Source organism: Pseudochelatococcus sp. B33, assembly GCF_053570585.1.
In genome coordinates, this window is sequence record NZ_JBSEFH010000011.1 from 185,564 (window position 1) to 212,319 (window position 26,756).

The window sequence follows — 26,756 nt, forward strand, 5'->3', positions numbered from 1 at the left end:
TCATCATGCTGAAGGGAGGAGAACCAATGTTGAAGAAGACTGCCTTTTTGCTGGTCGCAGTAAGTCTGTTCACCAACGCTGCAATGGCGGGGGAGAAGGTTAATCTGTGGCATGTGTTCAATCTCGAGAGCGATATTATCTATATCGGCATCGAACAGTTCAACGCCGCGCAGGACGAATATGAGGTCGAGGGACGTCTGATTCCGAGCAATCAGTATGTTTCGGAGCTGATACGCGCCATTGCCACCGGTTCATCGCCGGACGTCGTGACGCTTAACGACCCCTATGTCGCGAGCTTCTCGGCCCAAGGCACACTCACCGACCTGACCGACATGATCGGCGCGTCGAACGCCATCAACCCGAAGTTTTATTATCCTGGCCCGATGGCGACCAGCGCTTGGGGCGACCACCTTTATACCGTGCCGCGCGACACTAACACCTTGGCGCTTTACTACAACGCCGACTTATTCCGCTCACATGGCCTTGACCCAGATAAGCCGCCAAAGACTTGGTCGGAGTTGCGTGAGGTAGCGACGAAGCTGACGGGCAGCGGCGTCTATGGCCTCGGCTTCTCGGCTAATATGGCTTCCGACGGAGTTTTCCACTTCCTGCCATTCCTGTTCCAGGCCGGCGGCTCCATCTCCCACCTCGATGCTCCCGAAGCTGTCGAGGCTCTGCAATTCTGGACCGATCTCGTCAAGGCTGGCGTCGTCTCACGCGATGTGGTGAACCAGCGCCAATACGAAGTCGCCAGTGTATTCATGTCGGGCGGCAACGCGATGGCCGTCGGCGGTCCCTGGGAACTGCCGCGCATGCAGACTGACGCCAAATTCGACTGGCGCGTCGCCGTCTTACCGGTCCATGACAAGGTCCAGAAGCCGGCATCGGCGCTCGGCGGTTACCATTATGCGATCCCGAGCGGCGCGCAGAATGTCAAGGGTGCGTTCAAGTTCCTTGAGTTCATGTCGGACCCGAAATTCCTGAACGCCGGATGGAGCGCCGGGCGCCTTGCGCCACGCACCGATGTCGTGCTCGAAAACCCGCAATGGCCTAAAGCCTACGCCGTCTATCGCGAGCAGCTTCAGTCGGCGATCCAGCGCGGCCCGCATCCGCAGTGGCCGGAGATCGAGCGCGCCATTAATGTCGCCATCCAGGAGGCCCTAACCGGGGTCAAGACGCCCGAAGAGGCGCTGGCTGGCGCCGCTGCTACGGTCGCTCCGATCTTGGCCGCGACTCCGCTCTAAAGGCGTTCGCGTCAAATGACGCGTCCGGCGGCCCGTGAGTCGCCGGACGCTCCCCGCTACGGAGCCTCATGGCGATGACAGTCTCGAACCGCCTTCTCTATGTCTTCCTGGCGCTGCCGATGTTCTACGTTGTGGCGCTGATCGGTTTTCCGATTGTCTACAATCTTTTGATGAGTTTTCAGGGCGTGACGATCGGCAACCTGGCGACGCTTGTACGTCCACTCGTGGGCTTCGACAACTATGCCGTAGCTATAGCCGATCCCGCGTTCCGGACCGCCTTCCTGAACTCCATAATCTTCGTCCTTGCGAATGTCGTCGGCCAGATCGGTCTCGGCCTTCTCGTCGCGCTGTTCTTTGCCCAGAATTTCGCTGGCTCGCAGTTCTTGCGTGGCCTCATGCTCTCGACCTGGCTGATACCCGGCCTTGTCACCGGTGCGCTGTGGAAGTGGATGTTCGCCTCAGAGTACGGCGTCGCCAATTTCGTGCTATTCGCGCTCGGGGCCATCGGCACGCCAGTCTACTGGCTGTCCGATCCGTCAGTCGCGCTCACCGCCGTCATCATCGCAAACATCTGGCACGGTATGCCCTTCAGCATGCTGCTCATCGCAGCTGCGCTCACCAGTATTCCGCAGGAACAGTATGAGGCCGCTATGATGGATGGCGCCGGTCCCGTTGCCCGCCTCCGGTTCATCACCTTGCCGGCGCTTGTTCCCACGCTGCTCGCCGTCGCCTGCCTCGTAACCATCTATTCGATGCGCGCCTTCGATCTGATCCTGGCAATGACTCATGGCGGCCCGGTGAATGCCAGCACGGTGCTGCCGCTGCTCTCCTACCAATTCTCCTTCGAGCAGTTCCGCTTCGGCGTAGGCGCCGCGGTCGGCACTTTCGCCTTCATCATCGTCTTCGGTGTGGCGCTCGTCTACGTCCGAACACTGAACAAGGAAACCGCCGGATGAGCCAGCAAAGCTTAAAGCCCGGAACAGGCAGATTCCGCCACCTCATCCCGTTGATCGGCGTCCTCGGCGTCGCCCTCTACCTTTTCCCGATCTACTGGATGTTGATCTCTGGCATCAAGCCGGCGTCGGAGATATTTGCCCAGCCGCCGACTTTCTTTCCGCACGATCCGACGCTGGAGCCTTACCGCATCATCTTCAGGCGCGAGAATATCCTGCGCTACATGGCCAACAGCATGATCATCTCCTTTCCGGTGGTGCTGATCGCGCTCGGCCTCGGCTCGATGGGTGCCTATGCGCTGAGCCGGCTGAAGTCGCGCATCGTTGACGCCATGCTGATCCTGATCCTCTTGCTTCAGGTATTCCCGGAAGCGCTGCTGGCGACGCCGATCTTCATTATTTTCCAGAACCTCGGCATCCTGAACACCTATCTCGCCGTTATCCTCGCGACGGCGTCGAAGGCGCTGGCTTTTGCGCTGGTGGTGCTGCGGCCGATGTTCAAGCAAGTGCCCGTGGAACTGGAGCAGGCGTCCTATGTCGATGGATGCAGCCGGCTCCAGACCTTTTGGATCATCGTGCTGCCGTTGATGCGCATTCCGCTACTCGTCGTCGGTGCTATCGTCTTTGCCCAGGCTTACGGCCAATTCGTCTATCCGCTGACGCTGCTCAATCGGCAGGAGATGCAGCCCGGAACGGTCGGCATCTATAGTTTCGTTGGCGCGGAATACGCCGACTGGAACAATGTCATGGCCTTTTCATCGATCTTCGTGATCCCGATCCTTATCCTCTTCCTTGTCCTGCAAAAGAAAATCGTTTCTGGCCTCACCGCCGGCGCGCTGAAATAGTTGGCGCAGGTATCCGAACATCGCCTCACAGCCTCGCCGGCAGCTTGCCACTGGGGCTTTTTCGACGGCACGATGAAGCTGGCGCTCACCATTCGCTCCGGCGACAGGATTGTCATCGAGACCCCGAACGATTCCATGGCTCGTACATCCTTACCGGGACCATTGCAGTGGAAAACGCTGAGCCGGGCGATGCGATATGACTCTCCAATCCTGTCGCCCGGAAGGATTATCTTCAGAATTGGACCAGGCCGCTCCTGCAAGGCGGCGAGATGAAGTTCTATCCGCAGACCGCCCTTCAACAGGCCGGCGGACACTTCAGCAGCAACGGCGAGCCGTAGGGGCCGCATGTCGTCATGTATCGGGAGTAATCACCGGCCAGAACCCGGCATCCGCGTCGCAGGTGGGAACGGAGCTTCTCAGTCGGCTGAACTAAGCCACCATCCGGAAAAGTGACAAAAGACGCTCGTCGGCCGCCGCAATCGTCTTTATATTCCCGACTACGCCAGTCGCATCTGTCGAGGTGATCGGGCGGGTGTACGGGCGAACCGCGCGGTTTATGTTGATCAATCTGGACTTGTCGATCCGCCTCCCGATAGCGGCTGTCCGTCCTCATCGCTGCATCGTGAGCCGGAGCGTCGGGTTGTCAGCCTCCGGCCATTCGGCCCGACTGCAAACGCGATGTCGCTATTTCGCGATTGACCGGAGCGGGGCCGACTTCGGTCCGGCAGGTTCCGGAAGGCGATAGCGAAATAGCCGCCGTTCCGCAATCGACCCCGTGTCAGCCATTCCCCAGCCAGAAGGTGCTGCCCCCTTGTGACGTTTTGGGTAGAGGCCAGGTGTCGATCAGGTCAGAGGTTCTCGCCGTAGAACTCCTTGAGCTTCGCAACGGCCTGATCAACGCAATCGGGCTTGTCGTACATGTCGTAGTGCGTGGCACCGGGAACGATGAGGATGCTCTTCTTTTTGGATCGAGCCTTGTTGAACAGCTCGAAGCCGTCGCGGTAGGAGCCGAAGGCACCTGCCTTGCCGCCGCCCACGATGATCTGCAAAGGCTGGGTCAGCAGCTTCTCCGCCAGATGGTAGGCGTCCCAGGTGAAGGCGGCACCAGTGCTGACAACGTTCAGCTTGTTGGGTGAGCCGGGCTTCTGACCGCGCGGCGTGGTGTAGTAGTCCACCGCCTCGATCACGTCGACATCGGTGATGCCGTAGGATTCGAGCTGCGCCCTGGATTGCGGGATATAGGTGGTCAGCGCCGGCTCTGCGCCGCGGGCCTCGGCCGTGCGCTGCGCGCTGATGCCTTCGAGCGCCTCGATGGCCGCATCGGCCGACAGATCACCCTCGCGGCAAAGCCGGCCGTAATTGGCCCCGACGATGGTGCCGACCGCCTTGAAGCGGCGCTCCGTCATGGCTGCGCTGACGGCATAACCACCGCCGCCGCAAATGCCGAGCACGCCGATGCGGTTGTCGTCGACATAGGGCAGGGTCACGAGATAGTCGGCCGCGCAGCGGAAATCCTCGACGCGCGTCGCCGGATCTTCCAGATATCGGCCTAGACCGCCGCTCGCCCCTTGCGTTGAGGCATCGAAGGCAAGGCAGACATGGCCGAGCTCAGCCAGTTTCGCGGCGTAGATCGCGGCCGTCTGCTCCTTGCAGGAGCTGATCGGGTGCGCGACAACGATGGCCGGATATTTCTTCGATTCATCGAAGCCATTGGGCAAGTGGAGATTAGCGGCCACGTCCCAGGTCTTGTTCTTGAAGGTAACGGTTTTCATGTCCTCGGACCTTTCTGTTTTATCTGAAGCGGCCGCTCAGAGCTTGGCCTTGAAGAACGGGCCGAGCTCCGACATGGCCTCGGTCACCAGATCCGGCTTGTCGTACAGGCCGATATGCGATGCACCCGGAACGATGTGCAGGTGCTTGTCCTTGCTGGCGGCACGGCGGAAGAGGTCTTCGCTGATCCAGCGCGTACCCGCATTCTCGCCCGCGACGATCTGGATCGGCTGGGTGAGGAACAGGTCCACCAGGTGGAAGGCGTCGAAGGTGACAAGCTGCATCAGGCTGCGCACCGGGGCGATGCTCGGCGACGTGGAGCACTGGGCGCGCGGGGTGCGGTAATACTCGACCGCCTCCGCCAGATCGGCATTGGGGGCTTCTTCCGCCTTCTGCGGCACGATCGGATAGTAGCCCGTCCCGGTGCCGTTGGCTTCCTCGGTGCGGGCCTTCACGGCGTTGTCCAGCATCGCGAACGCACCGCTCAGATCGTCGCGACCTTCCCAGCCGTTGCGCAGGATCGCGCCGTAGTTGGTGGCGCTGACCGTGCCTACGGCCTTGATGCGGCGATCACCCAGAGCCGCGGTCACGGTATAGGCGCCGCCGGCGCAGATACCCGTGGCGCCAATACGGTCACGATCGACGTAGAGGAGCGTCGTCAGGAAATCGACGGCGGCGCTGATGTCCTCGACCCGTACATAGGGGTTTTCGAGCTGGCGCGGCTCGCCGCTGCTCTCGCCCTGATAGGAAGCGTCGAAGGCAATAGTGACGAAGCCCTCCGCCGCGAGCTTGCCGGCATAGAGACCTGCCGTCTGCTCCTTCACACCGCTGGCGGGATGGGTGACGACGATGGCCGGATAGGTCTGCTTCTCATCGAAGCCGGAAGGGAAATGCAGGTTCGCGGCCATCTCGATCGAGCCGTTCTTGAACGTCACGGATTTCATGTTCGGTCTCCTTTCTCATTTGATGACCTGAATATAGCGCTCGTTCCGGTTTTCGATTAGACAGTTCAATCGGGATGCCATGATTAGCCAGGCTTATGGATGTCGAACGAGAATCTCCGTGATCTGAACGCTTTCGTCGCCGTCGCGGAGGAAGGCAGCTTCACACGTGCAGCCGCGCGGCTCGGCATCTCGCAGTCCGCCCTCAGCCAGACCGTGCGCAATCTGGAAGAGCGGGTCGGTATCCGTCTTCTCAATCGCACGACGCGAAACGTGTCGCCGACAGAAGCGGGCGAACGGCTGCTGTCGGAGGTGGCGCCCGCTCTGGAGCAGATCGACCGCGGCTTCGCCCAACTTGGTTCGCTGCGCGAGCGACCGTCCGGCACGATCCGTCTGTCGGCCGACGAATATGCGGTCCTCAGCCTGCTGTGGCCGGCAGTGGAGCGATTCCTGGCCCTCTATCCGGAGATCAACATCGAGCTGGTAACGGACTACGGCCGCACCGATGTCGTTCGCGAGCGCTTCGATGCGGGTGTGCGTCGTGGAAAGCTCGTGTCGAAGGACATGATCGCGCTGCGCATCGGGCCGGATATCCCGATGGTCGTCGTAGGCGCAACGTCCTGCTTTGCAGAGCGGAAGCCGCCAAGACGACCGCAGGACCTGTCCGATCACGTCTGCATCAATCTGCGCCTGCCCACCCACGGCGAGTTCTTCGCGTGGACATTCAGCAAGGGTGGAAAAGACCTGCGCGTCACGACGGAAGGCAGGCTCGTCTTCACCAGCGTCGTGCAGGTGCGCCAGGCATGCCTTGCCGGTTTCGGCCTGGCCTATCTGCCGCTCGATTTCGTGGCTGCGTATATCGCGGATGGAGAGCTTGTCGAAGTGCTTGCCGACTGGCGCAAGACCTTCGAGGGTTATCACCTCTACTATCCCAACCGGCGTCAGCATCCGCCGGCTCTTGTGGCGCTGATTGACGCACTGCGCTATCGCTAAATCAAGGCATCGGTCTGATGCGGCAGCTTTAATGGGGCCCTGGTCGCGTAGCCGAACTTCTGCAAACCACCCAAGACAGCCCCTCGGCAGACCGAGGGGCCACACCTGCTACACTGATCGCTTCGTCGATCTCATCGCAGAAGGTTATGATTGCGCGATCCGGATTGGCTATCTTCAGGATTCCAGCCTGATGGCAAGACGCGTCGGCCCGATCTATGGGAAGCTCGTCGCGAGTCCGGACTATATCAAGGCTCACGGATTGCCTGAGACGCCGGAGGAGCTCGTCGCCCATCAGGCCCTCATGCAGGGCACCGAAACCTGGCAACTCATGGATGGCGACAAGATCATCACGATTCGTCCGCAGGGGCGCTTCAAGGCCGACAACGGTACAGCTCTCGTCACGGCCGCAGCAGCAGGCCTCGGGATCGCCTACCTCCCCGACGGCCTCACCCATGAATATGTAGCCTCCGGCGCGCTTGTTCCGGTGATGACACGCCATCCACCACCTCCGGCAGGCATTTATGTCATCCGCCCACCGGGTCAGCACCCCACACGTAAGGTACGGGTTCTCACCGAACTGCTGATCGAGTGTTTCGAGCAGGCTCCGCCCGTCGCGTGAGCTGCCCGTCTGATGGTCCATGGACTATGATTGTCTGAATCACGAAAGGCACGACAATGCCGTGGAGGAAGCCTGATTGGTTGGAAAGAACATCTGGTATCGCCACTCGCAGTCTGGAAGCGGGCCGGCCGGAAAGCCCAGGCCCGGCCGTTCTCACCTGCGCCGCGGGCCAGATACACGAATGGCAGGTCCCCGGGGAATACAACACGGGCCGCAAATGGCAGAGATGGGGCGCAAAGCGATCGCCGATCGAGGCCGGGAACGGTCAGACGACCGACGACGGCGGCAGTACGAGTCGCCCAACGCAGCCGTCCACCGCATTGAGTTCTTAGCCGTCATTCAAAGTTTTTCTTGCAAGCCACTGGTGAAAAGCAAAGCGGCGCCGGGAAGGCTGAGACGACCGAAGATCGCGAACATCGGCGCTGGTCTGCGGGCGTCAGATGAAAGAAACTGTGCCATGCGACAAGGCCGTGGAAACGCCCCCAGGGGGGCAGATCGCGCATGTCGGCCGTGATCCAGACATGATCTCGAAAGCTCTCGCGCGCCAGGTCGATTGGCGCAGCAGCGCCATCGGCTCCAGTGATGCGGCATCCTTTTGCAATCAGATAGCCTGCAACCGGCTTGCCTGTGCCACAGCCGATGCCCAGAACCTCCTGCCCATCCTGCGGCATGATCCCAAGAAAAGCATCCAGCCACGCGCCCTCACGGACCCAAAAATTCTGGCGCGCATGTCACACCGGGGGATTCCCGATCGTCATGATTTCGCAACCAACAGAAGGAAGCCGGTTATCACTGCCAGACTTAATCCCGCAGCAGCAGCCCCACGCTGATAAGCTTTGGTACGACACTTCCGTCGCTATCTCCAGCAGCCTCGATCCCAAGCTGGCCGAGCTTGTGAAGATCCGCGCCTCGCAGATCAACGGCTGCGCCAACTGCATCAACATGCATACGACCTACGCGCGTGAAGCCGGAGAAACCGAGCAGCGCATCTACCTGCTATCGGCCTGGCAGGAGGCGCCCTGTTATACGGATCGCGAACGCGCCGCGCTCGGCTGGACCGAGGCGCTGACGCGGCTCTCCCAAGCGCATACGCACGAGCGCGCCTGGGAGGCTCTGACGGATCACTTCACCGAGGAGGAGCGGGTCCATCTGACATTGACCATCAATGTCATCAACGGGTGGAACCGCATCGCGGTCGGCTTCGGTGGCTGGGTCGACCCCACCACCGTAAAGCCCGCCGGCAAGGCGGCCGCCGTTTGACGACGAAGGCGATATCCGGGGACCCAGCGGCGCGTTTCGAGTCGCTGCGTCGCAAGCTCATGCGCCTCGCCTACCGCCTGCTCGGCTCCATGGCCGATGCCGGGGACGCGGTGCAGGAGGTCCTCATCCGCTGAAAGGTCAGAGTCCGGAGCTGGCGCTGTGCGGTTAGCAATCAAACCGACGACCTTCCAGGGATCGCCACACGCACAATCGCTAGAACTCTGAGAATGCGCCTGTTCTTTGCGCTGCCCACACCGGCAGCGCCTGGACCGGGGATTGACCGTTGCCTATGCCGGCAGGACGATCACCTTCGTCTTGACCGGCGTTCGTGAATAGAGGTCGATCATGTCCTGGCTGAGGAGGCCGACACAGCCACTTGTGACGCCTGAGCCGATCGACTCGGGCGCACTGCTGGCGTAGATCGTGTAGAGCGTGTAAACACCGTTCTGATAGAGATAGAGTGTGCGGGCGCCGAGCGGGTTGTCGAGGCCGCCAGGCATGCCGCGGGCGTATTGGGCCGCCTCGGGCTGGCGTTGGATCATCTCCTTGGGCGGTGTCCAGGTCGGCCATTCGGCTTTGCGCCCGACATAAGCATCACCGCTCCACAGGAATCCGGCGCGGCCGACATTGGCACCATAGCGGGTGGCGGATCCGTCGCCCTCGATGCGGTAGACGTAGTAATTACCGGGATCGACGATAATCGTACCGGGCTCTTCCTTTGTGTCGAAGCGAACGGTCCGGCGAAAATATTTCGGGTCGACCTTGCTGACATCGACAGCCGGGATCGGGAATTTCTCGTCGGGCACCGGCCCGTAGACCTTCTCCGCCTCGGCGTAGCTCATGACGCGGTCGGAGGACGTCGCGCAACCGGCTAGCCCCAGCGTGCCGAGACCGACGGCAGAGCCGACGAGAAACGACCGGCGGTTGAGAAGCCCCGCCCGACGCCCGAGCAGAGTGATCTCGTCCATCTTGCCGGCATCGGCATTCCCACCGTCCATGATCATGACTTTGGATTTCCCATGTCCTGTGCCCGACGAGATAGTACTCCCGCTGAGCGTCTTGCTGAGCTGAGAATGCCAGCACATGGCTCGACTGGCAAGCTCGAGCTTTCGCTGCGCGGTGCTTGCCGTGCACCAAAGCCGGCAATGTCCACACGATCTCGCAGTCCCACTCGCGCTGGCTTCGATCAAAACATGCAGGTCGCAACAGTGGCCCGCGAAGGAAACGCCGCTTCACTCACGTCGGTATGAGGTATTGGCTGAGCGAAGGCCAACTGCCGACACCGCCCTCGTGGGCGATGATCAAGCGGCGGTGTCGAATGACCGCTTCGGGCCGTGAAACGTAGATCATGGATTGCAGCTTCATGACGGCTCTGAAGCCTGAGCGGCGACTGTGGCGCGCATGAAAGGCTGCTCTGGCGAGTAAATGTGCGGCCTATACCGCGCCATCCCGCGCCTCTTCCGCCAGCCATTCCAGCAGCGCGGTGATCGCCTTGCGATCGCGTGCCCTCGGCATGACGGCAGCTTGCAGGCCGCCTTCCACGGAAACAAAACCGAGAGGTGCGATCAGTCGGCCGGTGACAAGGTCCTGCTCGACGAGCCGGCGTTCGGCCAGCGCAACGCCAAGACCCGCCGCTGCCGCCTCCAGCGCCAGGAAGTGGTGCGCATATTCGACATCGTGCTCCGCATGGAGGGTCTTGCCGGCGCGCTGCATCCATTCGCGCCAGCTTTGCGGCAGCCGGCCTGCAGCAGGCGCACCGGGGCGGTCCACTCCTCGCCGACCTCGCGCAGCGGATAGTCCGGCGCGCAGACCGGGCCATAGGCGGTATCGCCGAGTGAAAAGCTCTGCATATCCAGCGAAGGACTCCGAAGCCGGTCATAGCTCAGCACGACGTCGAACTCGTGTTCAGGTACCTTATGCCGACCCGACATGCGCAGCCGGATCTCGACCTCGGGGTTGCCGGCATAGAAGCGCGGCAATCTCGGTATCAGCCAGCGGGTGGCGAATGTCGCGCTGGTGACGATGTCGATGTGGCGGTCATCAAGCTCCGCCCTCAGCGCCTGGGCAATGTCCCCAAGCTCGCCGAGCATCGGCGTCACGGTCCTGCGCAGCCTTTCACCCCGCGGCGTCAGCTTCAGGCCGTTGCCGGCTTTCTCGAACAGCCCGCCACCCAGATCCTCGGAAAGATGGCCGATCTGCTTGCTGATGGCGCTATGGGTCCGCCCCAGTTCCGCCGCGGCAGCGGTGACGGAACCCAGACGAGCTGTGGCTTCGAAGGCGGGCAAGGCGGAAAGAGGCGGCAGGTGGCGCATGGTCTGTTCCATATGCTCACAGAGATGGGAAAACAACTCAATTTTTGCACAGACAGATGACTGCTATTCAAGCGCACTAGGAACAGAGGTACTTGTCATGTCGAATGTCATTGATTTTCCCCTCAGGGGATTGCAGTCGGCCGATCCGCCGGCAGTGAGTGAGCCGAAGCAGCAGCCCGCGATGACACTCCTGAGCCGCTGGCAAGATCGGATTGTGCTCCGGCGCATGCTGCGTCGGGATCTGCTGACGCAGCCGGACAGCGTGCTGGCCGATGCCGGTTGGACCCGCGATGCCGCAAAAAAGGAAGCCGACAAGCCGATCTGGCGCACATGAATGGACGGACGTTGGCGTCGTCTTATCATCCAGCCTGGATTTTGATAGAAGCCGGTCTCGCGTCGAGGAAGAGAAGGCCGGTTGACAATGAGCGGGCAGGATAACGGATGGGAAGCGTCGGCCTCGGCCTGGATTGCGGACATGGGCGACAGCGGAGATTTCTCCCGCGTGCATGTCCTCGATGCACCGATGCTGGACCGCATTCGGGGAAGGGGATTTGGCAACGCCCTTGACGTCGGATGCGGTGAGGGCCGCTTCTGCCGGATGCTCCGGACGGAGGGCATAGATGCAACCGGCATAGAGCCCACAGAAACCTTGCGGAATACAGCACGGAGCCGCGATCCCGCTGGCCGGTACATCGATGCGCAGGCGGAAAACCTGCCCTTCGAGGACGAGACTTTCGATCTCGTGGTCAGCTACCTGACCCTGATCGACATCGATGGTATCGAGGAGGCGATCAACGGCATGGCCCGCGTGCTCCGGCCCGACGGTTCGCTGCTGATCGCCAACCTGAACAGCTTCAACACGGCGGGCGGCTGGCAAAAGCGCGACAATGGAACAACTTACTTTGCGCTCGACAACTATCAGGTGGAACGCGCCGAGTGGGTGAGCTGGCGCGGCGTCTCCATCCGGAACTGGCACAGGCCCTTTGGCCGCTATATGCAACTGCTTCTGGCGACAGGCCTGCGGTTGACCCATTTCGCCGAGCCCATGCCCACCGGCGGAGATCCGGGGAAGGCGGAGCGTTATCGCAGATCCCCCTACTTTCACATCATGGAGTGGCAAAAAGCCCCTTTCAGCCTTGAGATTTCCACATGAGCGCCCGACAGGCCGCTTCTGGTCGGGAACAGCCATTCTGTCTGTTCGCTGATGGCAATCCAGCTATAGCCCACTCAATTCCACCCTCCGGCTGCTGCGCTGCCGCCAGTGTCGAGCAATTCGACCACGATATTCGGGGAAGAGGCAAGTTCGAGGTCGTCACCGTCGGCGACACGACCCGCAGCCATAAAAAAGTTCCGCAGACTAGTTCAATTTTCTAGTCTGCGGCGATCTGCCAAGTGCTTGAAATAATGGCGCGCCCGAAAGGATTCGAACCTCTGACCCCCAGATTCGTAGTTATATTGATGTACTTTTCTCGCCTTCTCGCAGTTACTCTTGTCTTCTATCAAGATATTGAAACATATAAGTATTTCGTATTTCATCGTAAAGCGTCGTACTTACGTTTTTTGACTTTACAGTAGTCCATCACCGGCTTAAAACCGGCTTAAAATTTTTCGCGCACTCCTCCTGACTTTAAAATTCAGGAGAGGCCGATTGGAAGTAAGCCGGTCCCGGAGCGACCTATGGCCGATATTCGCATTCTCCTGAACGACAAGAACGTGGCCCGTCTATCTGCGCCGAGCAGCGGCCAATATCGCGCCCGCGATACCGAACTGAAGGGCTTCTATGTGGTTGTCGGGAAGCGACGAAAGACGTTCGCCGTCCAAGGCGATCTGCGTCAGGATGGCAGGCGGGCGTCCTCCATCACGGTAACGATCGGTGATGCCAGGGAGATGGCGACGCGGGAGGCTCGCGCGACGGCAAAGGAGTACCTCGCGCAGATCAGCCGGGGCGTGCATCCGAAGGCCGACGAGCGGGCGGCGGAGAAGGAGGAGACCGCGGCACCGGCCGCAACGGCTGCGGGCGGCATCACATTGCGAGCCGGATGGGAGCGCTACAGAGACGCGCATATGATACGCAAGGGGCGGAGCGAGCGGACGATCGAGAGCTATCGCGATCATGTCGAGCGTATCTTCAAGGACTGGCTGGACAAGCCACTGGTCGAGCTGGCCGACGATCCGGCCCAGGTCGCCACGAAGCATGACGATATCACGAAGGAGAGCGGTCCCTATATCGCCAACGGCAGCATGCGGACGCTGCGGGCGATCTACAATCATGCGCGCAAAACAAACCGAGGCCTGCCGGCCGACAATCCGGTCAATGCGATCGACTGGAATCAGGAGAAGCGTCGCAACACGGCGATGGGTCCGAGAGATCTGCCGAGCTGGTTCATGCAGGTTGCGGCGATGGGCAATCCGATCCGGCGGGAGTTCCATCTGATGAGCCTGCTCTCGGGGTGCAGACCTGCCGCCCTGATGGAGGTGAAGCCGGAGCATGTCGATCTGCGCCGGCGTGTGCTGCATATTCCCAAGCCCAAGGGCGGAGCCAAGCGCGCGTTCGACATTCCGCTGTCGCGCCAGATGATCCTGAGTATCGTTCGGGCGATGCGCTTCGGCCGCTTCCTGCATCCGCTGGAAGCGCGCGCGTGGGTCTTTCCTGCGGACAGCGCGGCCGGCCATGTTGTCGAGCAAAAGGAAGCCCGCAAAGTCCTGTCGAAATGGGGCAATGATTTGCGTCAGAGCTACCGCACGTTAGCGACGATGGCAGGCGTGTCCGAGTTCGACGCCCGGCTGCTCATGAACCACGCCATTCCCGGCGTGAATGCCGGCTACATCACCCGGCACAAGCTACTTGAGGAACATTTGCGGAGCCAGCAGCAGGCGATCAGCGACACGATGTTCGCCGCCATGGGCGAAAGCGTGAAGAAGTCTGCCTTGATCCAGGCTTGGCTCGCACCTCGGGCGACACACCATGTTATCGAGGAGGCACGAATGGCGCCGCTGAAAGAGGGTATTCGGAAAGCGAAGGCTGCCTGATCGGGGGCGTCAATTCTGGATTACGTCCAAGGGAAAACGAGAATGATATAAGCTTAATGCCGGCGGATGCCCATATGGTGCGATGGAGCAATCATACTGGCTGTTTGAACGGTTCAAGTTCGTCCATCTGTCCAGTCATCTGTCTTCAGAGGTGCGGAAACACGAGTAAACGCCTTGTCGCGCGTGACAAGGGTTGCATCGGCGGCGACGGCGTGAGCTGCGATCATCATGTCGAGAGGTGCAAGGGTTAAGCCCCTGGCTTCGCAAGCCGCGCGCAGATCACCGTAGGTTTGCGTGATGTCATGATCCCAGGGAAGTACGTCGACGCGGAGCAGGAATTGCCTGACCCGTTCCGACAGCACCTTTGGATAACCGCGTTTGGCGAGACCATACAGCAATTCCCCTTCGGTGACGGCTGAGATGACGATGTCTTCCATCGGAAGCGAAGCGAGCCTTGCAATGACTTCAGGCCGATCGCCCTTGATGATGTGGCTGGCGATGTTGGTATCCAGCATCCAGACGGTCATTCCTTCCAGCCCTCAAATGGATCGCGGTCCTGGGACGGCTGGTTGCGATCGGCTGGCCCCATGAAATCTTCGGGCACCTGCTCTTTGCCATAAAGCTCAAACAGGCCATCCCATGAGTCAGGCTTGCGCGACAGGATGACATCGCCGGTTCTGGGATCGCGACGCACGAAGACCTCGCTTCCCTCGAAGCGGAACTCCGCCGGGAGCCTGACGGCCTGGCTGCGTCCGGTCGTGAAGAGCTTCGCTGTTCTGGTTGCCATCCCTGCCTCCCTCTCTGATAGCTACCATGATATATATCGCTGTTTGGTTGCGATCAAGGTATTATGGGGGCGTACCACGTTTCGCCCTGTTGAATCCTTTGTCGGTCGCCATGAATCTGGCAACCATAGGCGCAATCAGCTTGGCCGGATCAGGCGGGGCAGCCTCGCCTGCGTCCCTGGCTAAAATGCTGGCATACGCCTGCAAATCCCTGAATACCTGCGCAGGCAGCTCGACGGTGATTTTGACGGACTTGTCGTCCAGGACGGCGGAAAGCCTGAGTTTCATCATGTCGGTTCCTTCACTGCTCCGTACGGCCGCATCAAAAGGTCGCGCCGGACCAGAATCCGCACCGGGAAGCCCGGTCGGATGGTCAATGTCGGCTGGATGTTGAGCTGGCGGCGGACGATCTGCTGGCCGATGTCGGAGGCGCTGTCCTGCGCGCTTTCGCGGATGGCGCGGGCGATGTCGCTTTCGTCGCCGACGGAAAGCTGCGTACCGACTCCGAGCAGTGTCGACAGCGCGGCGGCGCGGAAGAGCTGGCCCCAGTGATAATCTACTTCGTCCTCAAGGCCCGCGAAGCCCCGGGTGTCGGTTCCTTGCAGGCGTTCGAGTACGATGGAGGAACCATCAGGCATAACGATACGGTTCCACACCAGAAGTACCCTGCGCTGGCCGAACGCGACCTGGCTGTCGTACTGGCCAATCAGGCGTGAACCCTGCGGGATGAGCAGATGCGCGCCGGTCGGGCTGTCATAGACATGTTCCGTCACCTGCGCGGTGATCTGTCCCGGCAGATCGGACCTGATGCCGGTGATGAGGGCGGCGGCGATGACGGTGCCTGCCTGCACGACATAGGGAGATGCCTTTTCCTGCACGCGGTCCGCGCTGACCGTCCGCTTGTCAGTCTCGGCATTGACGAAGGCGAGCTTGCGGTCCTGCATGTTCTGCGCGGAGCCGGCATCAAGCGGCGGTGCCTCGGTGGGCGGCGTGAAGCTGGCGGCAAGATCGGCCGCGGCGGTTCCGGAGCCGGCCGTGGTTGGCTGGCCACCTGTCTGGCCGGTCGTCCGCTCGCCAGGGCTGTCGGTGAACAGCTTCGCCAGTCTCGCCGCCTCGATCTCGGCAAGGCGGCGCTGCTCCTCCGGGTCGGTGTGTGGCGTCTGGACCTTGGGCGGCGCGACCGGCCGGCCTTCCTCCTGCGCGCGCAGGATCGGCCGGCCGAGATCGCCGGGGAGCGCCGGTCCCAGAACCGGAACATCGGGCTTCGGGACGGACGTGTAGTCGCGCGGCAGGCCGGCGATCCCGTCCGCCGGGGTGGTGTTGTCGACATTGTAGAGTTCGGTCGCGGACTGGCCGCCCCTGCGGTTGGTGTCAAGCGCCCACAAGAGCGCCGCCGCGATGGCTATGCCTGCCACACCGCCGAGGCCGATCAGCACCTTGCGCGACAGCCTTGTGACGCGAGGCGGTTCGGGGCGCAGGCGCAATTGCGCCTTGAGGTCTGCGGTGTCCGTCATCGGTCGCTTCCCGAAGAGAACAGCACCGAGTGCCTTGCAGCCGGCCGCCCGTCCGTGCGGACGATGCGGACGCGGCGCTGCGTGTCCCTGTCGCCGAGGCGCAGTTCGGCGGCGGCGAACAGCCGGTCGACGACATAGTAGTTCTGGCGGGCACGGTAGTTGACCAGCTCGGAATTGCCGGACGGTCCGATGACGAAGAGCGGCGGCAGCTCGCCCTGCGAGATTCCGGACGGAAACTCGATATAAACTTTCGAGCCGTCATCAAACGCACGCAGCGGCCGCCAGGGCGCGCTGTCGCCCTCGATCGCATAGCGGAAGTTGAGCTTTGAGACGTCGACGCCTGTCGCGACGGGCTGGACTTCCGCGGCGCGCGCGTTCTGGCGGCGCAGGGCGATCAACTGGTCCTGCGGATACTGCCATGATACGGAGGCCATGTAGGTCGAGGACGTGGAACGCAGCTCCATGTGATAGGTGCGCCGGTCGGTGTTGACGACGAGGTTGGTCTGAAGGTCCGGTCTGGTGGGCTTGACGAGGATGTGGACCTGCTTGCGGTCGCCGGCTCCGCTTTCGGTGTCGCCGATGATCCAGCGCACCGTGTCGCCGGCGGCGACGGGGCCGGAGCCGACGAGTTGCTCGCCGGGCTGGAGCGCGATGTCCGTCACCTGACCGGGCGCAGCATAGACCTGATAGAGCGCCCCGGCCGAGAAAGGATAGACCTGCACCGCATTGATGAAACCGTCGCGCACAGGCTGCATGCGGGCCGCCTCGTTGGCGGCGTTGATACGGGTCTTCGGATCGGCGGGCTCGGCTTTGGCCTTTACCCCTGCAACCGGCTTCAACTGGCTGGGGAGCGGCAGGGGCTTCGGTGTCTCCACGATGCGGACGGGTCCGGCCGGATCGCCGGTCAGCACGGCAGGAGCCGCGTCGTCGTAGTCGATCTCCGGCGGAAGATACTTTTTTGCGCAACCGGCCAGCGCCGTGGCGGATATCAGCGTTGCGATCAGCATCATGGAATAGCGGTGCGCTCGCGGCTGCCTCCGCATGGTTGCGCCCTTCATTGCGACAGCTCCTTCGACCAGTTGATGGCATTGACGTAGACGCCGAGCGGGTTCGCCCTGAGCTTCTCGGCGGTGCGCGGCTGCTGGATCACGACTGTCAGGATGGCGGTCCAGCGCTCGGTGGATGCGAGCTGGTTGTTCTCATAGCGGCGCTCGGTCCAGGCGATGCGGAACGAATCCGGCGAGGCGCGGATGACCGACGAGATCTCGACCGCAACCTGCTGGCGGCCGACCTTCGTGAAGGGATCGCTCGCCCTCGCATAGTCGTTGAGAGCTGTGGCGCCGCGATCGGTGGTGTAATCGTAGGCGCGCAGCCAGTTCTGGCGCACGATCACCGCGTCGGCCGGAATGCTCCGAACCTGCTCGATGAAGCGGGCCAGATGCCAGGCGATCTGCGGATCGGTGGGCCGGTAATCGGCGACGGCCGGGGCCACGGCTTGCGCCTCGCCGAACCTGTCGATCTGCACCACCCACGGCACCACGGTCCCGCGCGTCGACTGCCAGACGAGCGCGGAGGCGAAGCCGGCCGACAGGATCAGCGAGCCGAAGGCCATCAGCCGCCAGTTCCTTGCCTGCACACGGGCCGAACCGAGCCGTTCATCCCAGACCTGCGCAGCCTTCCGGTACGGGGTTTCGGGTTCGGGCGTGCGCGCATAGCGCACGGAAGGTCTCCTGAAGAGGTTCATCGGCGGTCATCCTGATTGAGGGAAACGGACATGGAGCCGCCGCCGGAATCGCCCGATCGGACGGTATGGGCGGCGACGCTCGCGCCGTGGTTCATCACGCTGCCGCGCTGCATGCGCTCGGCCCATGCCGGGGGCGCGGACGTTGTGGCGGATGAGGAAGCGGCGCCGGAGCCCGAAGCTGCGACGCTGCCGGGGGCGCCCGACCCGCCGGGATTGACCTCGTTCCTGCCGCCGGTCGCCTTCCATGCGGCGGCCTGTCCGGAGCGGTAGCCGGAGCGCATGGAGTCCGTCGCGCGCGAGGCCATCTCCCGGCCCTTGTTGATGGCGAGACCCGCGCCGGCATGGGCGACGGCGGAGAAGCCGGCCGCACCACCTCCCGTTCCGGTCGATCCCACGGAGGCGTCGCCGAGCCCCCAGGCCGTCCGGACACCGCCTGTGAGAGCGGCCCCGCCGCGCGCCGTGCGGCCGATCGTACCCGCTGCCGCGCCGAGACCGGCCCTTGCTCCCATATAGCCGGCGGCACCGATGCCGGCGGCGGCAACGCCGGTTCCGACGGCCGCCCCCGCGCCGAGTTGCGGCGCGCCGGAGACAAGGCCGGTGGCGATGCCGGGGCCAAAGATCGACAGGCCCATCAGCGCCAGCGCCCCGAGCATCACGGACAGTGCCTCGGTGATGGTGGGCTGTTCGGAAAAACCGGCGGTGAACTCGCTGAACAGGCCGGAGCCGATGCCGACAATGACGGCGAGGACCAGTATCTTCACGCCGGAGGCGACGATGTTGCCGAGCACCTTCTCGGCGAGAAAGGCGGTCTTGCTGAACAGCGCGAAGGGGATCAGCACGAAGCCGGCGAGCGTCGTCAGCTTGAACTCGATCAGCGTGACGAAGATCTGGATGGCGAGGACGAAGAAGGCGATGAGCACGATGGCCCAGGCCACCATCAGCACCATGATCTGGACGAAGTTTTCGAGGAAGGCGATGTAGCCGGTCAGTTCGCCGGCGGCCTCCAGCAGCGGATTGCCGGCGTCGATGCCTACCTGTGCGACGCGGCCGGGCTGCAGAAGCTCGGAAGCCGACAGCGAGGAGCCGCCGGCCTTCAGGCCGAGGCTGGAAAAACTCTCGAAGACGGTCCGGGCGAGGTTGTTGAAGTTGCCGATGATGAAGGCGAAGAAGCCGATATAGAGTGTCTTCTTCACCAGCCGCTGCAGCACGTCCTCGTCCGCACCCCATGCCCAGAACAGGCCAGCGAGCACGATGTCGATGACGATCAGTGTGGAGGTGAGGAAGGCGATCTCGCCGCCGAGCAGGCCGAACCCGGAGTCGATGTAGCTGGTAAAGGTTGCGAGGAAGCGGTCGATGACGCCGGTGTTCATGGCTGGATCGCCTGGAAGAAGCGGCGGCGGCTCTCGGCCCATGCCCTGCGGCAGGCAGCGTCTTCGAGTGCGGCCTGACCGATGGCGCGGCAGCGGGCAAGCTCGCTGCTGCGGGAAGGAATATCGGCAGTCTCGCCGCCCGGATCACGGAGGCGGATGGCAGAGGCATCCTCCGATCCGTTCCTGCCGCTGCGCAGGACGCTGATGGCAGCGGTCAGGCCCGCGCCGAGGGCGAGAACGACAACGATCCGGGCGGCGAGCTTCAGGTCCATCGTTGCGATGCCCCTCAATCGTTGAACATGCGCACGGTGGACGACTGGTAGCCGGAGCCGGTCATGAAGCGCCTGAACTGCTCGCGCGCCTGTTCCTGCGCAGCGGCGTGACGGGATTTCTCCAGCGCCTCGGCGCGTCCCTGCGCGGCCAGCATGGCGGTGAGATCGGCGATCTGGCCGGCCTGCACGGCAAGGAGCTGGTTGCCGGCCTGCGTCGCCTGCAGGATGCCGACCGCCGACTGGCTGGCGCCGACGAGGGAACTGGTCTGCGAGCGCGTGCCGTCGATGTTGGTGACGGCGGTGGCGCCGGCCTTCAGCGAATGCTCATAGGCCGACAGCGATTGCTGCCAGCGCTGGCGCGCGCCCTCGACGAGCTGCGCGCCTGTCTTGTCGGCTGCAAAATCCTTGAAGGTCGACGTGAACTGCTGCTCGATGTCCTGCACGCTGTATGCGAGCTTTTGGGCTTCGCCCATCAGCTTCTTCATCTCGGAAAAGTTGCCCTCGATCTGCGACAGCATGGAGGTCGGCAGGCTGGTGAGCTGCTTCGCCTGATTGATGAGCATCTGCGCCTCGTTGGCGAGCGAGGTGATCTGGTTGTTGATCTGCTCCAGCGTACGGGCGGCGGTCAGCACGTTCTGCGCGTAGTTGGAGGGATCGAACACGACCAGCGCCGATGCCGGCGCGGAGATCAGTGTGGCTGCAAGAACACCGGCAGCCAGTGCGCGGCGCTGGCGGGTATGCCGGAAGGTCGGATTCATGACAGGATCTCCTCTTCGGATAACGGGAGGGGAACCGGCCCATCGGCTCCCACGGCCGGGCCGGTGATATTGGTGAGATGCGGGATGAGATCGGCGGCCCAGCGCAGGCCGTTGGCTTCGAGCCATGCCTCGAGGAAATGAGGCCGCGCGCCGTCACGCAGGAGCGTGTCGATCAGGGCGTGGGCGGCCTTGTCGGAAGAGGCGCAGAGCGCGAGTGCGACGGAGCCGAGGGCAAGCTCGAACAGCCGGTTGCCGCGTTGCGATTGGTAGTAGTAGTCTTTCTTTGGCGTGGCCCTCGCGATGATTTCGATCTGCCGGTCGTTCAACCCGAACTGGCGGTAGATGGCGGCGATCTTCGGCTCGATGGCGCGGTCGTTGGCGAGGAAGACCCGCGTCAGGCAGCCCTCGACGAGCGGCGCCGCGATCGGCGAGGTCTCGATGTCGGCGAGCGACTGCGAGGAGAAGACGACCGAGACGTTCTTTTTCCTGAGCGTCTTCAGCCACTCCTTGATCTTGAAGGCGAAGTTGCCGTCATCGAGCGCGCGCCAGCCCTCGTCGATGATGAGGAGCGACGGGCGACCGTCAAAGCGGGCCTCCAGCCGGTGGAACAGATAGGACAGGACGGCCGGAGCCGCCCTGGTGCCGAGCAGTCCCTCGGTCTCGAATGCCTGAACGGCCGCTTCGCCCAGGTGTTCGTGCTCGGCGTCGAGCAGCCGGCCGTAAGCGCCGCCGATACAATAGGGGCGCATAGCCTGCTTCAGGGCGTTGGCCTGCAGCAGCACCTTCAGCCCGGTGATGGTGCGCTCATCGACCGGCGCGGAGGCGAGCGAGGTGAGCGCCGTCCAGACGTTCTCCTTCACCTCGGGCGTGATGCTGACACCCTCGCGGGCGAGGATGTCGACCAGCCAGTCGGCGGCCCAGGCACGCTCGGGCGTGTGATGGATGCCGGCGAGCGGTTGTAGCGCGACGGCGGCATCGGACAGCGCGCCGCCGAGATCCTGCCAGTCGCCGCCCATCGCCAGCGTGGCGGCCCGGATGGAGCCGCCGAAGTCGAAGGCGAAGACCTGCGAGCCCTCGTAGCGGCGGAACTGCAAGGCCATCAGGGCGAGCAGCACGGACTTGCCCGCCCCGGTCGGGCCGACGAGCATGGTATGGCCGACGTCGCCGATATGGAGCGCGAAGCGGAACGGCGTCGCGCCCTCGGTCCGCGCATGGAAGAGCGGCGGCGCGTCGAAATGCTTGTCCGCTGCCGGGCCGGCCCAGACGGCGGAGAGCGGCATCATATGTGCAAGGTTCAGGGTCGAGATCGGCGGCTGCCGGACATTGGCGTAGACATGGCCGGGGATCGAGCCCAGCCATGCCTCGATGGCGTTCACCGTCTCCACGATGCAGGTAAAGTCGCGGGACTGGATGACCTTCTCCACCAGCCGCAGCTTTTCGTCGGCAATGCGCGGATCGGCGTCCCAGACCGTCACCGTGGCGGTGACGTAGGCTTCACCGACCTGATCGGAGCCAAGATCCTGAAGCGCCGCATCGGCGTCGGCCGCCTTGTTGGCGGCGTCGCTGTCCACCAATACCGATTGCTCGTTGGTGAGCACTTCCTTGAGGATCGCGGCGATCGACTTGCGTTTGGCGAACCATTGCCGCCTGATCTTTGTCACCAGCCTGGTGGCGTCGGTCTTGTCGAGCATGATGGCGCGCGTCGACCAGCGATACATGAAGGCGAGCCGGTTGAGATCGTCGAGGATGCCGGGGAAGGTTGCGGTCGGGAAGCCGATCACCGTCAGCGTGCGCAGGTGCGCGTCGCCGAGCCTCGGCTCCAGCCCCCCGGACAGCGGCTGGTCGGCGAGCAGCGCGTCGAGATGCATCGGCGTTTCCGGCACGCGGACGCGGTGGCGGTTCGTGGAGATGGTGGAATGCAGGTACGTCAGCGTTTCGGCATCATCGAGCCATGCGGCCTCCGGCACGAAGCCCTCGACCAGATGCAATACCCTGTCGGTGCGGTCGATGAAGCCCTTGAGCAACTCCCGTGGATCGACGCCGCCCTTCTCGCGGCCCTCGTAGAGCCAGCCTTCCATGCGCGAGGCTTCTTCCGCCGGCGGCAACCAGGCGAAGGTGAGGAAGTAGCCCGACTCGAACAGCACACCGCTTTCCTCGAACTGCTCGCGGCGCTCTATGTCGAGAAGCGCGGAGGCCGCTTCTGGGAAGCGGCTGTCGGGATAGTCGGTGACGGGATTGCGCTGCGCCTCGATGAAGATCGCCCAGCCCGAACCGAGGCGGCGCAGCGCGTTGTTGAGGCGTGCGCTCGTGCCGACGAGTTCGGCCGGTGTGGCGCTGTCGAGATCGGGACCGCGGAACCTGGCGCTCCTCTGAAACGATCCGTCCTTGTTGAGCGCGATGCCCGGCGCGACGAGCGCGGCCCACGGGAGGAAATCGGCGAGAAGGGTTGCGGTGCGGCGGTATTCTGCGAGATTCATCATGCGGAAAGCCTCCGGTCGGAAGACCACGAGCGGAGAAGCGGGAGAGCCGGATGGATGACGATCTGAACGAACTGACGTGCGATCAGCTGATCGCCGAGATCAGGCGGCTGCGGGATGGCATCCGCACCCATCGTGACAGCTCCGGCCACGACCTCTGCTGGTATCATCCGCAGCTCTGGGAGCTGCTCCCCGAAAAGGTAAGCCCCGAGGTTGCCGTTCCGCCGTGGCCGAAATTCATGCGCGGTTGCGTGGCCTATCGGGAATCGCTCGATCGGGAACTGGCCGACGCGCCGGTACACGACAAGGAGTTCGGCGAAAACTGAGGAGCATCGACTGCGCATCGTTCAGACTCCGAGATAGGCCGGGTAGCGCAGGTGCCGCCGGCCGACATCGACGAACTGCGCGTCGCGCTTGGCGGCCCACACGGCGGCGAAATGGCCGATGGCCCAGATGGCGAGCCCGGCAATCCAGAGGCGCAGGCCGAGGCCGACCGCGCCGGCCAGCGTCCCGTTGACGATCGCCACGGCACGCGGAGCGCCGCCGAGCAATATCTGCTCGGTCAGCGCCCGATGGACCGGCGCGAAAAAGCCGCGAACATCCTCCTCCATCAGACCAGCGCCCCACCGCCGAAGGAGAAGAACGACAGGAAGAAAGAGCTGGCCGCGAAGGCGATCGACAGGCCGAAGACGATCTGGATCAACTTGCGAAAACCGCCGCCAGTGTCGCCAAAGGCCAAGGCCAGGCCGGTCGCGATTATGACTATCACGGCGACAATCTTGGCGACCGGCCCCTCGATGGATTCGAGGATCTGCTGCAGCGGTTCCTCCCAGGGCATCGAGGAGCCGGAGGCATGCGCCGGAGCTGCCATTGCCAGCGTGACGGCGGCCAGCGCCGTGACGTGCGTGAGGCGGGCACGAATGCGGTGAAGGACAGGCGGGGTCATGCGCAGTTTCCTTTTTTGCTATGGGCGATCGGGATGAAGGTGAGCGGCGAGCGTACGGTAATCGCCCGTGACGGGATCGAGCCCGTCGACGAGAGTGATCTCCACGAGACGGCGGGCGGAGCCGCGTCCCGACAGAACGGCGATGATCTCGATGGTGTCGGCAATCAGCGCACGGGGAACCGTGACGACGGCTTCCTGCACGAGCTGCTCCAGTCGCCTGAGAGCGCCGATGCCGGTGTTGGCATGGATGGTGCCGATGCCGCCGGGATGGCCGGTCCCCCAAAGCTTGAGCAGATCGAGGGCTTCCGCTCCACGCACTTCGCCGACGATGATGCGATCAGGTCGGAAACGCATGGCCGAACGCGCCAGTTCGGTGGGGCTGGCGACACCGTCCTTGCTGCGCATCGGCACCTTGTTGTCCGAGCGGCATTGCAACTCCCGCGTGTCCTCGATGAGAAGCACGCGCTCGCCGGTCTTCGCCACCTCGGCCAGCAGCGCATTGCATAAGGTCGTCTTGCCGGTGGAGGTGCCGCCGGCGACGAGGATGTTCTTCCGCATCTCGACGGCGAGCCGCAGCACCCCGGCCTGTTCGGTCGTCATCACACCGGCAGCGACGTAATCGTCGAGCGTGAAGACGGCGACCGCCGGCTTGCGGATGGCGAAGGCGGGAGCCGTCACGACCGGAGGAAGCAGGCCCTCGAAACGGTCGCCACTCCCGGGCAGTTCGGCCGAGACGCGCGGATTGCCGGCATGGACTTCGGCGCCGACATGGTGGGCAACGAGCCTGATGATCCGCTCGCCGTCCGCCGGCAGCAGCCTTTCGCCGGTGTCGGCCAACCCATCCTTCAGCCGGTCGATCCACAGGCGGCCGTCCGGGTTCAGCATCACTTCCATGATGGCCGGGTCTTCGAGCAGGCGGGCGATGGCCGGGCCAAGCGCCGTGCGCAACATGCGCGCGCCGCGCGAGAACGATTCCCTGTCGTCTTGATGATGTTGCGCCACGAGGTCCCCGTTTCCGGCCACCCGCGAAACGGGCGGATGGCGACGGGGACAATCAAGAAAGGCACAATTTACGCGCCCGCAACACTATTCTTGCGAATTTCGTAGCCCGTCGTAGAGGTCGCGGAAAATACAGGAAAATAGCGGCACGGTTTTCAGTCGTTCGGCGATCTATATTGTCGCGAATTACAGAGTGAGCCGAATCAGATTCGCGGCATCAGAGCCTCGAGAAAATGCTTCCGGGCGGGGTTGGTGTTGTCCGGCTTCCAGCAAGCGATATAACCGAGGCGCGTAGCTCCGTTGCCGTCATGAATCGGAACGAAAACGACACCGTGGATGGGCAGTCCGGCCGCCGACTCGCATTGCAAGGCTACGCCCTGGCCACCGGCGACTTCGGCCAGCAGGTTTTCGCGGCTCAGGCGCCGCATCGCGATCCTTGGGTGATCGGACGGAGCGGCCAGATTACGCAACAGGATGTCGCGAATGTCCGGACCTGGATCGAGATGGCTGATGAGGAAGCGTTCCCCTTTCAGCTCCGGCCAGTAGATGAACGACCTGTCGGAAAGGGGATGGTCGTTGGGGAGTGCGACCATGAGAAGCTCAGGCCAGAGCGCGACCGAGTCGAGCACCTCACATTTGCCGGTCTCGCCGAGGATAAGGGCAATGTCGAGCGCCCCGGACAGTAGGCCGGCGGTTAACTCGATGAAGGGCGCCTCGATCAGTTCCACCTCGACTTCCGGATAGCGCTCGCGAAAATCGCCGAGCGCCAGGCGGAATCCCCCGGCGGAAAGGGATTTGTAGAAGCCCACGACCAGCCGGCCGAGCTTGCCGGCGCCGCGTGCCCTGGCGCGTTCCGCCAGGCGCTCAACGTCGCTGAGGATACGGCGCGCGTCGGTGACGAATTCCTCCCCGGCGGGTGTCAGCCGTGCGCCTGATTTGAGCCGGTCGAACAATTGCACGCCGAGTTCATCTTCGACTCGCTTGATGCGCTTGCTGACGATCGGCTGCCGGACGTTGAACTCGTGGGCGGCCGCGCTGAAGCTGCCGTTGCGGGCGCTTGCCACGATGTAACGAAGATGGCGTAGTTCCAACCGCTTCTCCCTTCTGGCCCCCTTTTCGCCCACTGGCCGTCCGGCGTGTCTGTTCCTGATGACCTCCTTCTCAGTTCGAAATACCACTCGCGGATAACGCCCCGGCCTTCTGCTCCTGCGGCATTCATCTGCTGGTGAATCGCACCGGGGCGGTGATTGTCCTGTTGGCCTCGGGAGGCGGTGCCGGCACCGGCGAGGCCCGGCTAACCAGTTCGACCACCTCGGCATCGAGTTCGGGATAGCCGGAGGAGCGGGCGAGGCTGGCGGACAGGACGTTGCCGCTGTCGTCGATGCGGAAGCGGACATAGGCCGTGCCCTGTTCGCCCCGCGAGCGCGCCCCGGAGGGATAGCGTTTGCGGCGTTCAAGATGCGCCATCAGCCGCGACTGCCATCTGGCCGGCGAGACGGAACCGAAGCCCATGCCGGCGGATGCCTGGCTCGCGGCGTTGCGGTTCGACTGCGCGACCTGCGCCGCCGCTTCCGTGGCGGCCTTCGAGGCCGGTGCGGGCTTCTCTCGCTTCGGTCGTTTCGCCAGTTCCTTCTTCTTCGGCGCCGGCTTCGGCTTCTCGACGGGCTTCTTCTCGACAGGCCTTGGACGGGCGACAGGGATCGGCACCTCGACCTTTTCGACCGGCGGCAAGATCTCTTCCTCGACCGGCTCGACGGGGTCAGGGTCGGGCGTGATCGTCTCGACCGGCTCCGTCATCTCCTCGACGGGTTCCTCGGGCTGGACATCCTCGGGTGTCGGTGGCTCGACCGCCTCGGTCGGCTGCTCCATGGGTTCGCGGGTATCGCTCTTCGCGTCGACCGCGTTCTGCATCTGGTCGGAGATT

29 protein-coding genes and 4 pseudogenes are annotated in these 26,756 nt (G+C 63.2%); 12 read left to right on the forward strand and 21 right to left on the reverse strand.

Features of this window, described 5'->3' with window-relative positions; all coding sequences use genetic code 11:
* The first annotated feature begins 26 nt into the window (after positions 1-26).
* The 4 genes and pseudogenes from ACUSIJ_RS14190 to ACUSIJ_RS14205 all read left to right on the forward strand — a co-directional run.
* Positions 27-1,244 (forward strand): ABC transporter substrate-binding protein, encoded by a 1,218-nt coding sequence (locus ACUSIJ_RS14190; RefSeq protein WP_449309050.1) that lies wholly within the window; start codon positions 27-29, stop codon positions 1,242-1,244.
* Between the two features lie 74 nt (positions 1,245-1,318).
* On the forward strand, positions 1,319-2,200 hold the full coding sequence (locus ACUSIJ_RS14195; protein WP_449309051.1) for a carbohydrate ABC transporter permease: 882 nt from the start codon (positions 1,319-1,321) through the stop codon (positions 2,198-2,200).
* Positions 2,197-3,042 (forward strand): carbohydrate ABC transporter permease, encoded by an 846-nt coding sequence (locus ACUSIJ_RS14200; RefSeq protein WP_449309052.1) that lies wholly within the window; start codon positions 2,197-2,199, stop codon positions 3,040-3,042. Before ACUSIJ_RS14195 ends, ACUSIJ_RS14200 begins: the two co-directional genes overlap by 4 nt.
* A gap of 251 nt (positions 3,043-3,293) precedes the next feature.
* A pseudogene (locus tag ACUSIJ_RS14205) lies at positions 3,294-3,475 on the forward strand (type 1 glutamine amidotransferase domain-containing protein); the annotation flags it as partial.
* A 415-nt stretch (positions 3,476-3,890) separates the two neighbouring features.
* Here the strand turns inward: ACUSIJ_RS14205 and ACUSIJ_RS14210 are convergent.
* Entirely contained in the window at positions 3,891-4,814 is a 924-nt protein-coding gene (locus ACUSIJ_RS14210; RefSeq protein WP_449309053.1) for an alpha/beta hydrolase, read from the reverse strand.
* 36 nt (positions 4,815-4,850) lie between these two features.
* Entirely contained in the window at positions 4,851-5,756 is a 906-nt protein-coding gene (locus tag ACUSIJ_RS14215) for an alpha/beta hydrolase (protein ID WP_449309054.1), read from the reverse strand.
* A gap of 99 nt (positions 5,757-5,855) precedes the next feature.
* Between ACUSIJ_RS14215 and ACUSIJ_RS14220 the strand changes: the two genes are divergently transcribed.
* Positions 5,856-6,746: a LysR substrate-binding domain-containing protein gene (locus ACUSIJ_RS14220; protein ID WP_449309055.1), complete on the forward strand. Its 891-nt coding sequence runs from the start codon at positions 5,856-5,858 to the stop codon at positions 6,744-6,746.
* Between the two features lie 100 nt (positions 6,747-6,846).
* A pseudogene (locus ACUSIJ_RS14225) lies at positions 6,847-7,365 on the forward strand (substrate binding domain-containing protein); the annotation flags it as partial.
* Between the two features lie 335 nt (positions 7,366-7,700).
* Here ACUSIJ_RS14225 and ACUSIJ_RS14230 read toward each other — a convergent pair.
* On the reverse strand, positions 7,701-8,036 hold the full coding sequence (locus tag ACUSIJ_RS14230; protein ID WP_449309056.1) for a class I SAM-dependent methyltransferase: 336 nt from the start codon (positions 8,034-8,036) through the stop codon (positions 7,701-7,703).
* Positions 8,037-8,153: 117 nt separating this feature from the next.
* Between ACUSIJ_RS14230 and ACUSIJ_RS14235 the strand changes: the two are divergent.
* Positions 8,154-8,625, forward strand: a pseudogene (locus ACUSIJ_RS14235) (carboxymuconolactone decarboxylase family protein).
* Positions 8,622-8,759, forward strand: coding sequence for a sigma factor (locus tag ACUSIJ_RS14240; protein WP_449309057.1), 138 nt, complete (start codon positions 8,622-8,624; stop codon positions 8,757-8,759). The pseudogene ACUSIJ_RS14235 and the gene ACUSIJ_RS14240 overlap by 4 nt, the downstream one beginning before the upstream one ends.
* Before the next feature lie 153 nt (positions 8,760-8,912).
* Here ACUSIJ_RS14240 and ACUSIJ_RS14245 read toward each other — a convergent pair whose 3' ends face one another.
* From ACUSIJ_RS14245 to ACUSIJ_RS14255, 3 genes and pseudogenes are all read right to left on the reverse strand, one after another.
* A complete protein-coding gene (locus ACUSIJ_RS14245; protein ID WP_449309058.1) occupies positions 8,913-9,629 on the reverse strand; it encodes a L,D-transpeptidase in 717 nt (238 codons plus the stop codon).
* Positions 9,630-10,059: 430 nt separating this feature from the next.
* On the reverse strand, positions 10,060-10,338 hold the full coding sequence (locus ACUSIJ_RS14250) for a LysR substrate-binding domain-containing protein (RefSeq protein ID WP_449309059.1): 279 nt from the start codon (positions 10,336-10,338) through the stop codon (positions 10,060-10,062).
* Positions 10,339-10,448: 110 nt separating this feature from the next.
* Positions 10,449-10,949, reverse strand: a pseudogene (locus ACUSIJ_RS14255) (LysR family transcriptional regulator); the annotation flags it as partial.
* Positions 10,950-11,034: 85 nt separating this feature from the next.
* On the opposite strand from ACUSIJ_RS14255, the gene ACUSIJ_RS14260 reads away from it, so the two are divergent.
* The 3 genes from ACUSIJ_RS14260 (at position 11,035) to ACUSIJ_RS14270 (ending at position 13,967) form a co-directional block, all read left to right on the forward strand.
* The gene (locus ACUSIJ_RS14260; protein WP_449309060.1) at positions 11,035-11,271 is read left to right on the forward strand and encodes a hypothetical protein; all 237 of its coding nucleotides are present in this window, start codon (positions 11,035-11,037) and stop codon (positions 11,269-11,271) included.
* Positions 11,272-11,358: 87 nt separating this feature from the next.
* Positions 11,359-12,090 (forward strand): class I SAM-dependent methyltransferase, encoded by a 732-nt coding sequence (locus ACUSIJ_RS14265; protein WP_449309061.1) that lies wholly within the window; start codon positions 11,359-11,361, stop codon positions 12,088-12,090.
* A gap of 524 nt (positions 12,091-12,614) precedes the next feature.
* Positions 12,615-13,967, forward strand: a complete 1,353-nt coding sequence (locus tag ACUSIJ_RS14270) for a tyrosine-type recombinase/integrase (protein ID WP_449309062.1) — start codon at positions 12,615-12,617, stop codon at positions 13,965-13,967.
* 113 nt (positions 13,968-14,080) lie between these two features.
* Here ACUSIJ_RS14270 and ACUSIJ_RS14275 read toward each other — a convergent pair whose 3' ends face one another.
* The 10 genes from ACUSIJ_RS14275 to trbE form a co-directional block, all read right to left on the reverse strand.
* Positions 14,081-14,494: a PIN domain-containing protein gene (locus tag ACUSIJ_RS14275; RefSeq protein ID WP_449309063.1), complete on the reverse strand. Its 414-nt coding sequence runs from the start codon at positions 14,492-14,494 to the stop codon at positions 14,081-14,083.
* Positions 14,491-14,754 (reverse strand): antitoxin, encoded by a 264-nt coding sequence (locus ACUSIJ_RS14280; RefSeq protein ID WP_449309064.1) that lies wholly within the window; start codon positions 14,752-14,754, stop codon positions 14,491-14,493. The genes ACUSIJ_RS14275 and ACUSIJ_RS14280 overlap by 4 nt, the downstream gene beginning before the upstream one ends.
* Before the next feature lie 61 nt (positions 14,755-14,815).
* The gene (locus ACUSIJ_RS14285) at positions 14,816-15,043 is read right to left on the reverse strand and encodes a DUF2274 domain-containing protein (protein WP_449309065.1); all 228 of its coding nucleotides are present in this window, start codon (positions 15,041-15,043) and stop codon (positions 14,816-14,818) included.
* Complete coding sequence (locus ACUSIJ_RS14290) at positions 15,040-16,266, reverse strand: TrbI/VirB10 family protein (protein WP_449309066.1); 1,227 nt, start codon at positions 16,264-16,266, stop codon at positions 15,040-15,042. Before ACUSIJ_RS14290 ends, ACUSIJ_RS14285 begins: the two co-directional genes overlap by 4 nt.
* The gene (gene trbG / locus ACUSIJ_RS14295; protein ID WP_449309088.1) at positions 16,263-17,273 is read right to left on the reverse strand and encodes a P-type conjugative transfer protein TrbG; all 1,011 of its coding nucleotides are present in this window, start codon (positions 17,271-17,273) and stop codon (positions 16,263-16,265) included. The genes ACUSIJ_RS14290 and trbG overlap by 4 nt, the downstream gene beginning before the upstream one ends.
* 47 nt (positions 17,274-17,320) lie before the next feature.
* Positions 17,321-18,010: a conjugal transfer protein TrbF gene (gene trbF / locus ACUSIJ_RS14300; RefSeq protein ID WP_449309067.1), complete on the reverse strand. Its 690-nt coding sequence runs from the start codon at positions 18,008-18,010 to the stop codon at positions 17,321-17,323.
* On the reverse strand, positions 18,007-19,380 hold the full coding sequence (gene trbL / locus ACUSIJ_RS14305; RefSeq protein ID WP_449309068.1) for a P-type conjugative transfer protein TrbL: 1,374 nt from the start codon (positions 19,378-19,380) through the stop codon (positions 18,007-18,009). The genes trbF and trbL overlap by 4 nt, the downstream gene beginning before the upstream one ends.
* Positions 19,377-19,652, reverse strand: coding sequence for a putative entry exclusion protein TrbK-alt (gene trbK-alt / locus ACUSIJ_RS14310; RefSeq protein ID WP_449309069.1), 276 nt, complete (start codon positions 19,650-19,652; stop codon positions 19,377-19,379). Before trbK-alt ends, trbL begins: the two co-directional genes overlap by 4 nt.
* Before the next feature lie 14 nt (positions 19,653-19,666).
* The gene (gene trbJ / locus ACUSIJ_RS14315; protein WP_449309070.1) at positions 19,667-20,410 is read right to left on the reverse strand and encodes a P-type conjugative transfer protein TrbJ; all 744 of its coding nucleotides are present in this window, start codon (positions 20,408-20,410) and stop codon (positions 19,667-19,669) included.
* Entirely contained in the window at positions 20,407-22,890 is a 2,484-nt protein-coding gene (gene trbE, locus ACUSIJ_RS14320) for a conjugal transfer protein TrbE (protein ID WP_449309071.1), read from the reverse strand. Before trbE ends, trbJ begins: the two co-directional genes overlap by 4 nt.
* 50 nt (positions 22,891-22,940) lie before the next feature.
* Between trbE and ACUSIJ_RS14325 the strand changes: the two genes are divergently transcribed.
* The gene (locus tag ACUSIJ_RS14325) at positions 22,941-23,213 is read left to right on the forward strand and encodes a hypothetical protein (RefSeq protein ID WP_449309072.1); all 273 of its coding nucleotides are present in this window, start codon (positions 22,941-22,943) and stop codon (positions 23,211-23,213) included.
* Positions 23,214-23,234: 21 nt separating this feature from the next.
* Here the strand turns inward: ACUSIJ_RS14325 and ACUSIJ_RS14330 are convergent, their stop codons facing one another.
* The 5 genes from ACUSIJ_RS14330 to ACUSIJ_RS14350 all read right to left on the reverse strand — a co-directional run.
* Complete coding sequence (locus ACUSIJ_RS14330) at positions 23,235-23,498, reverse strand: VirB3 family type IV secretion system protein (RefSeq protein WP_449309073.1); 264 nt, start codon at positions 23,496-23,498, stop codon at positions 23,235-23,237.
* On the reverse strand, positions 23,498-23,833 hold the full coding sequence (locus ACUSIJ_RS14335; RefSeq protein WP_449309074.1) for a TrbC/VirB2 family protein: 336 nt from the start codon (positions 23,831-23,833) through the stop codon (positions 23,498-23,500). The genes ACUSIJ_RS14330 and ACUSIJ_RS14335 overlap by 1 nt, the downstream gene beginning before the upstream one ends.
* An 18-nt stretch (positions 23,834-23,851) precedes the next feature.
* Positions 23,852-24,784 carry a P-type conjugative transfer ATPase TrbB gene (gene trbB / locus ACUSIJ_RS14340; protein WP_449309089.1) on the reverse strand — a complete coding sequence of 311 codons (933 nt, stop codon included), beginning with the start codon at positions 24,782-24,784 and terminating at the stop codon, positions 23,852-23,854.
* 251 nt (positions 24,785-25,035) lie between these two features.
* Positions 25,036-25,956, reverse strand: a complete 921-nt coding sequence (locus ACUSIJ_RS14345; RefSeq protein WP_449309075.1) for a LysR substrate-binding domain-containing protein — start codon at positions 25,954-25,956, stop codon at positions 25,036-25,038.
* A gap of 91 nt (positions 25,957-26,047) precedes the next feature.
* A partial coding sequence (locus ACUSIJ_RS14350) for an energy transducer TonB family protein (protein ID WP_449309076.1) occupies positions 26,048-26,756 on the reverse strand: 709 nt, incomplete at its 5' end.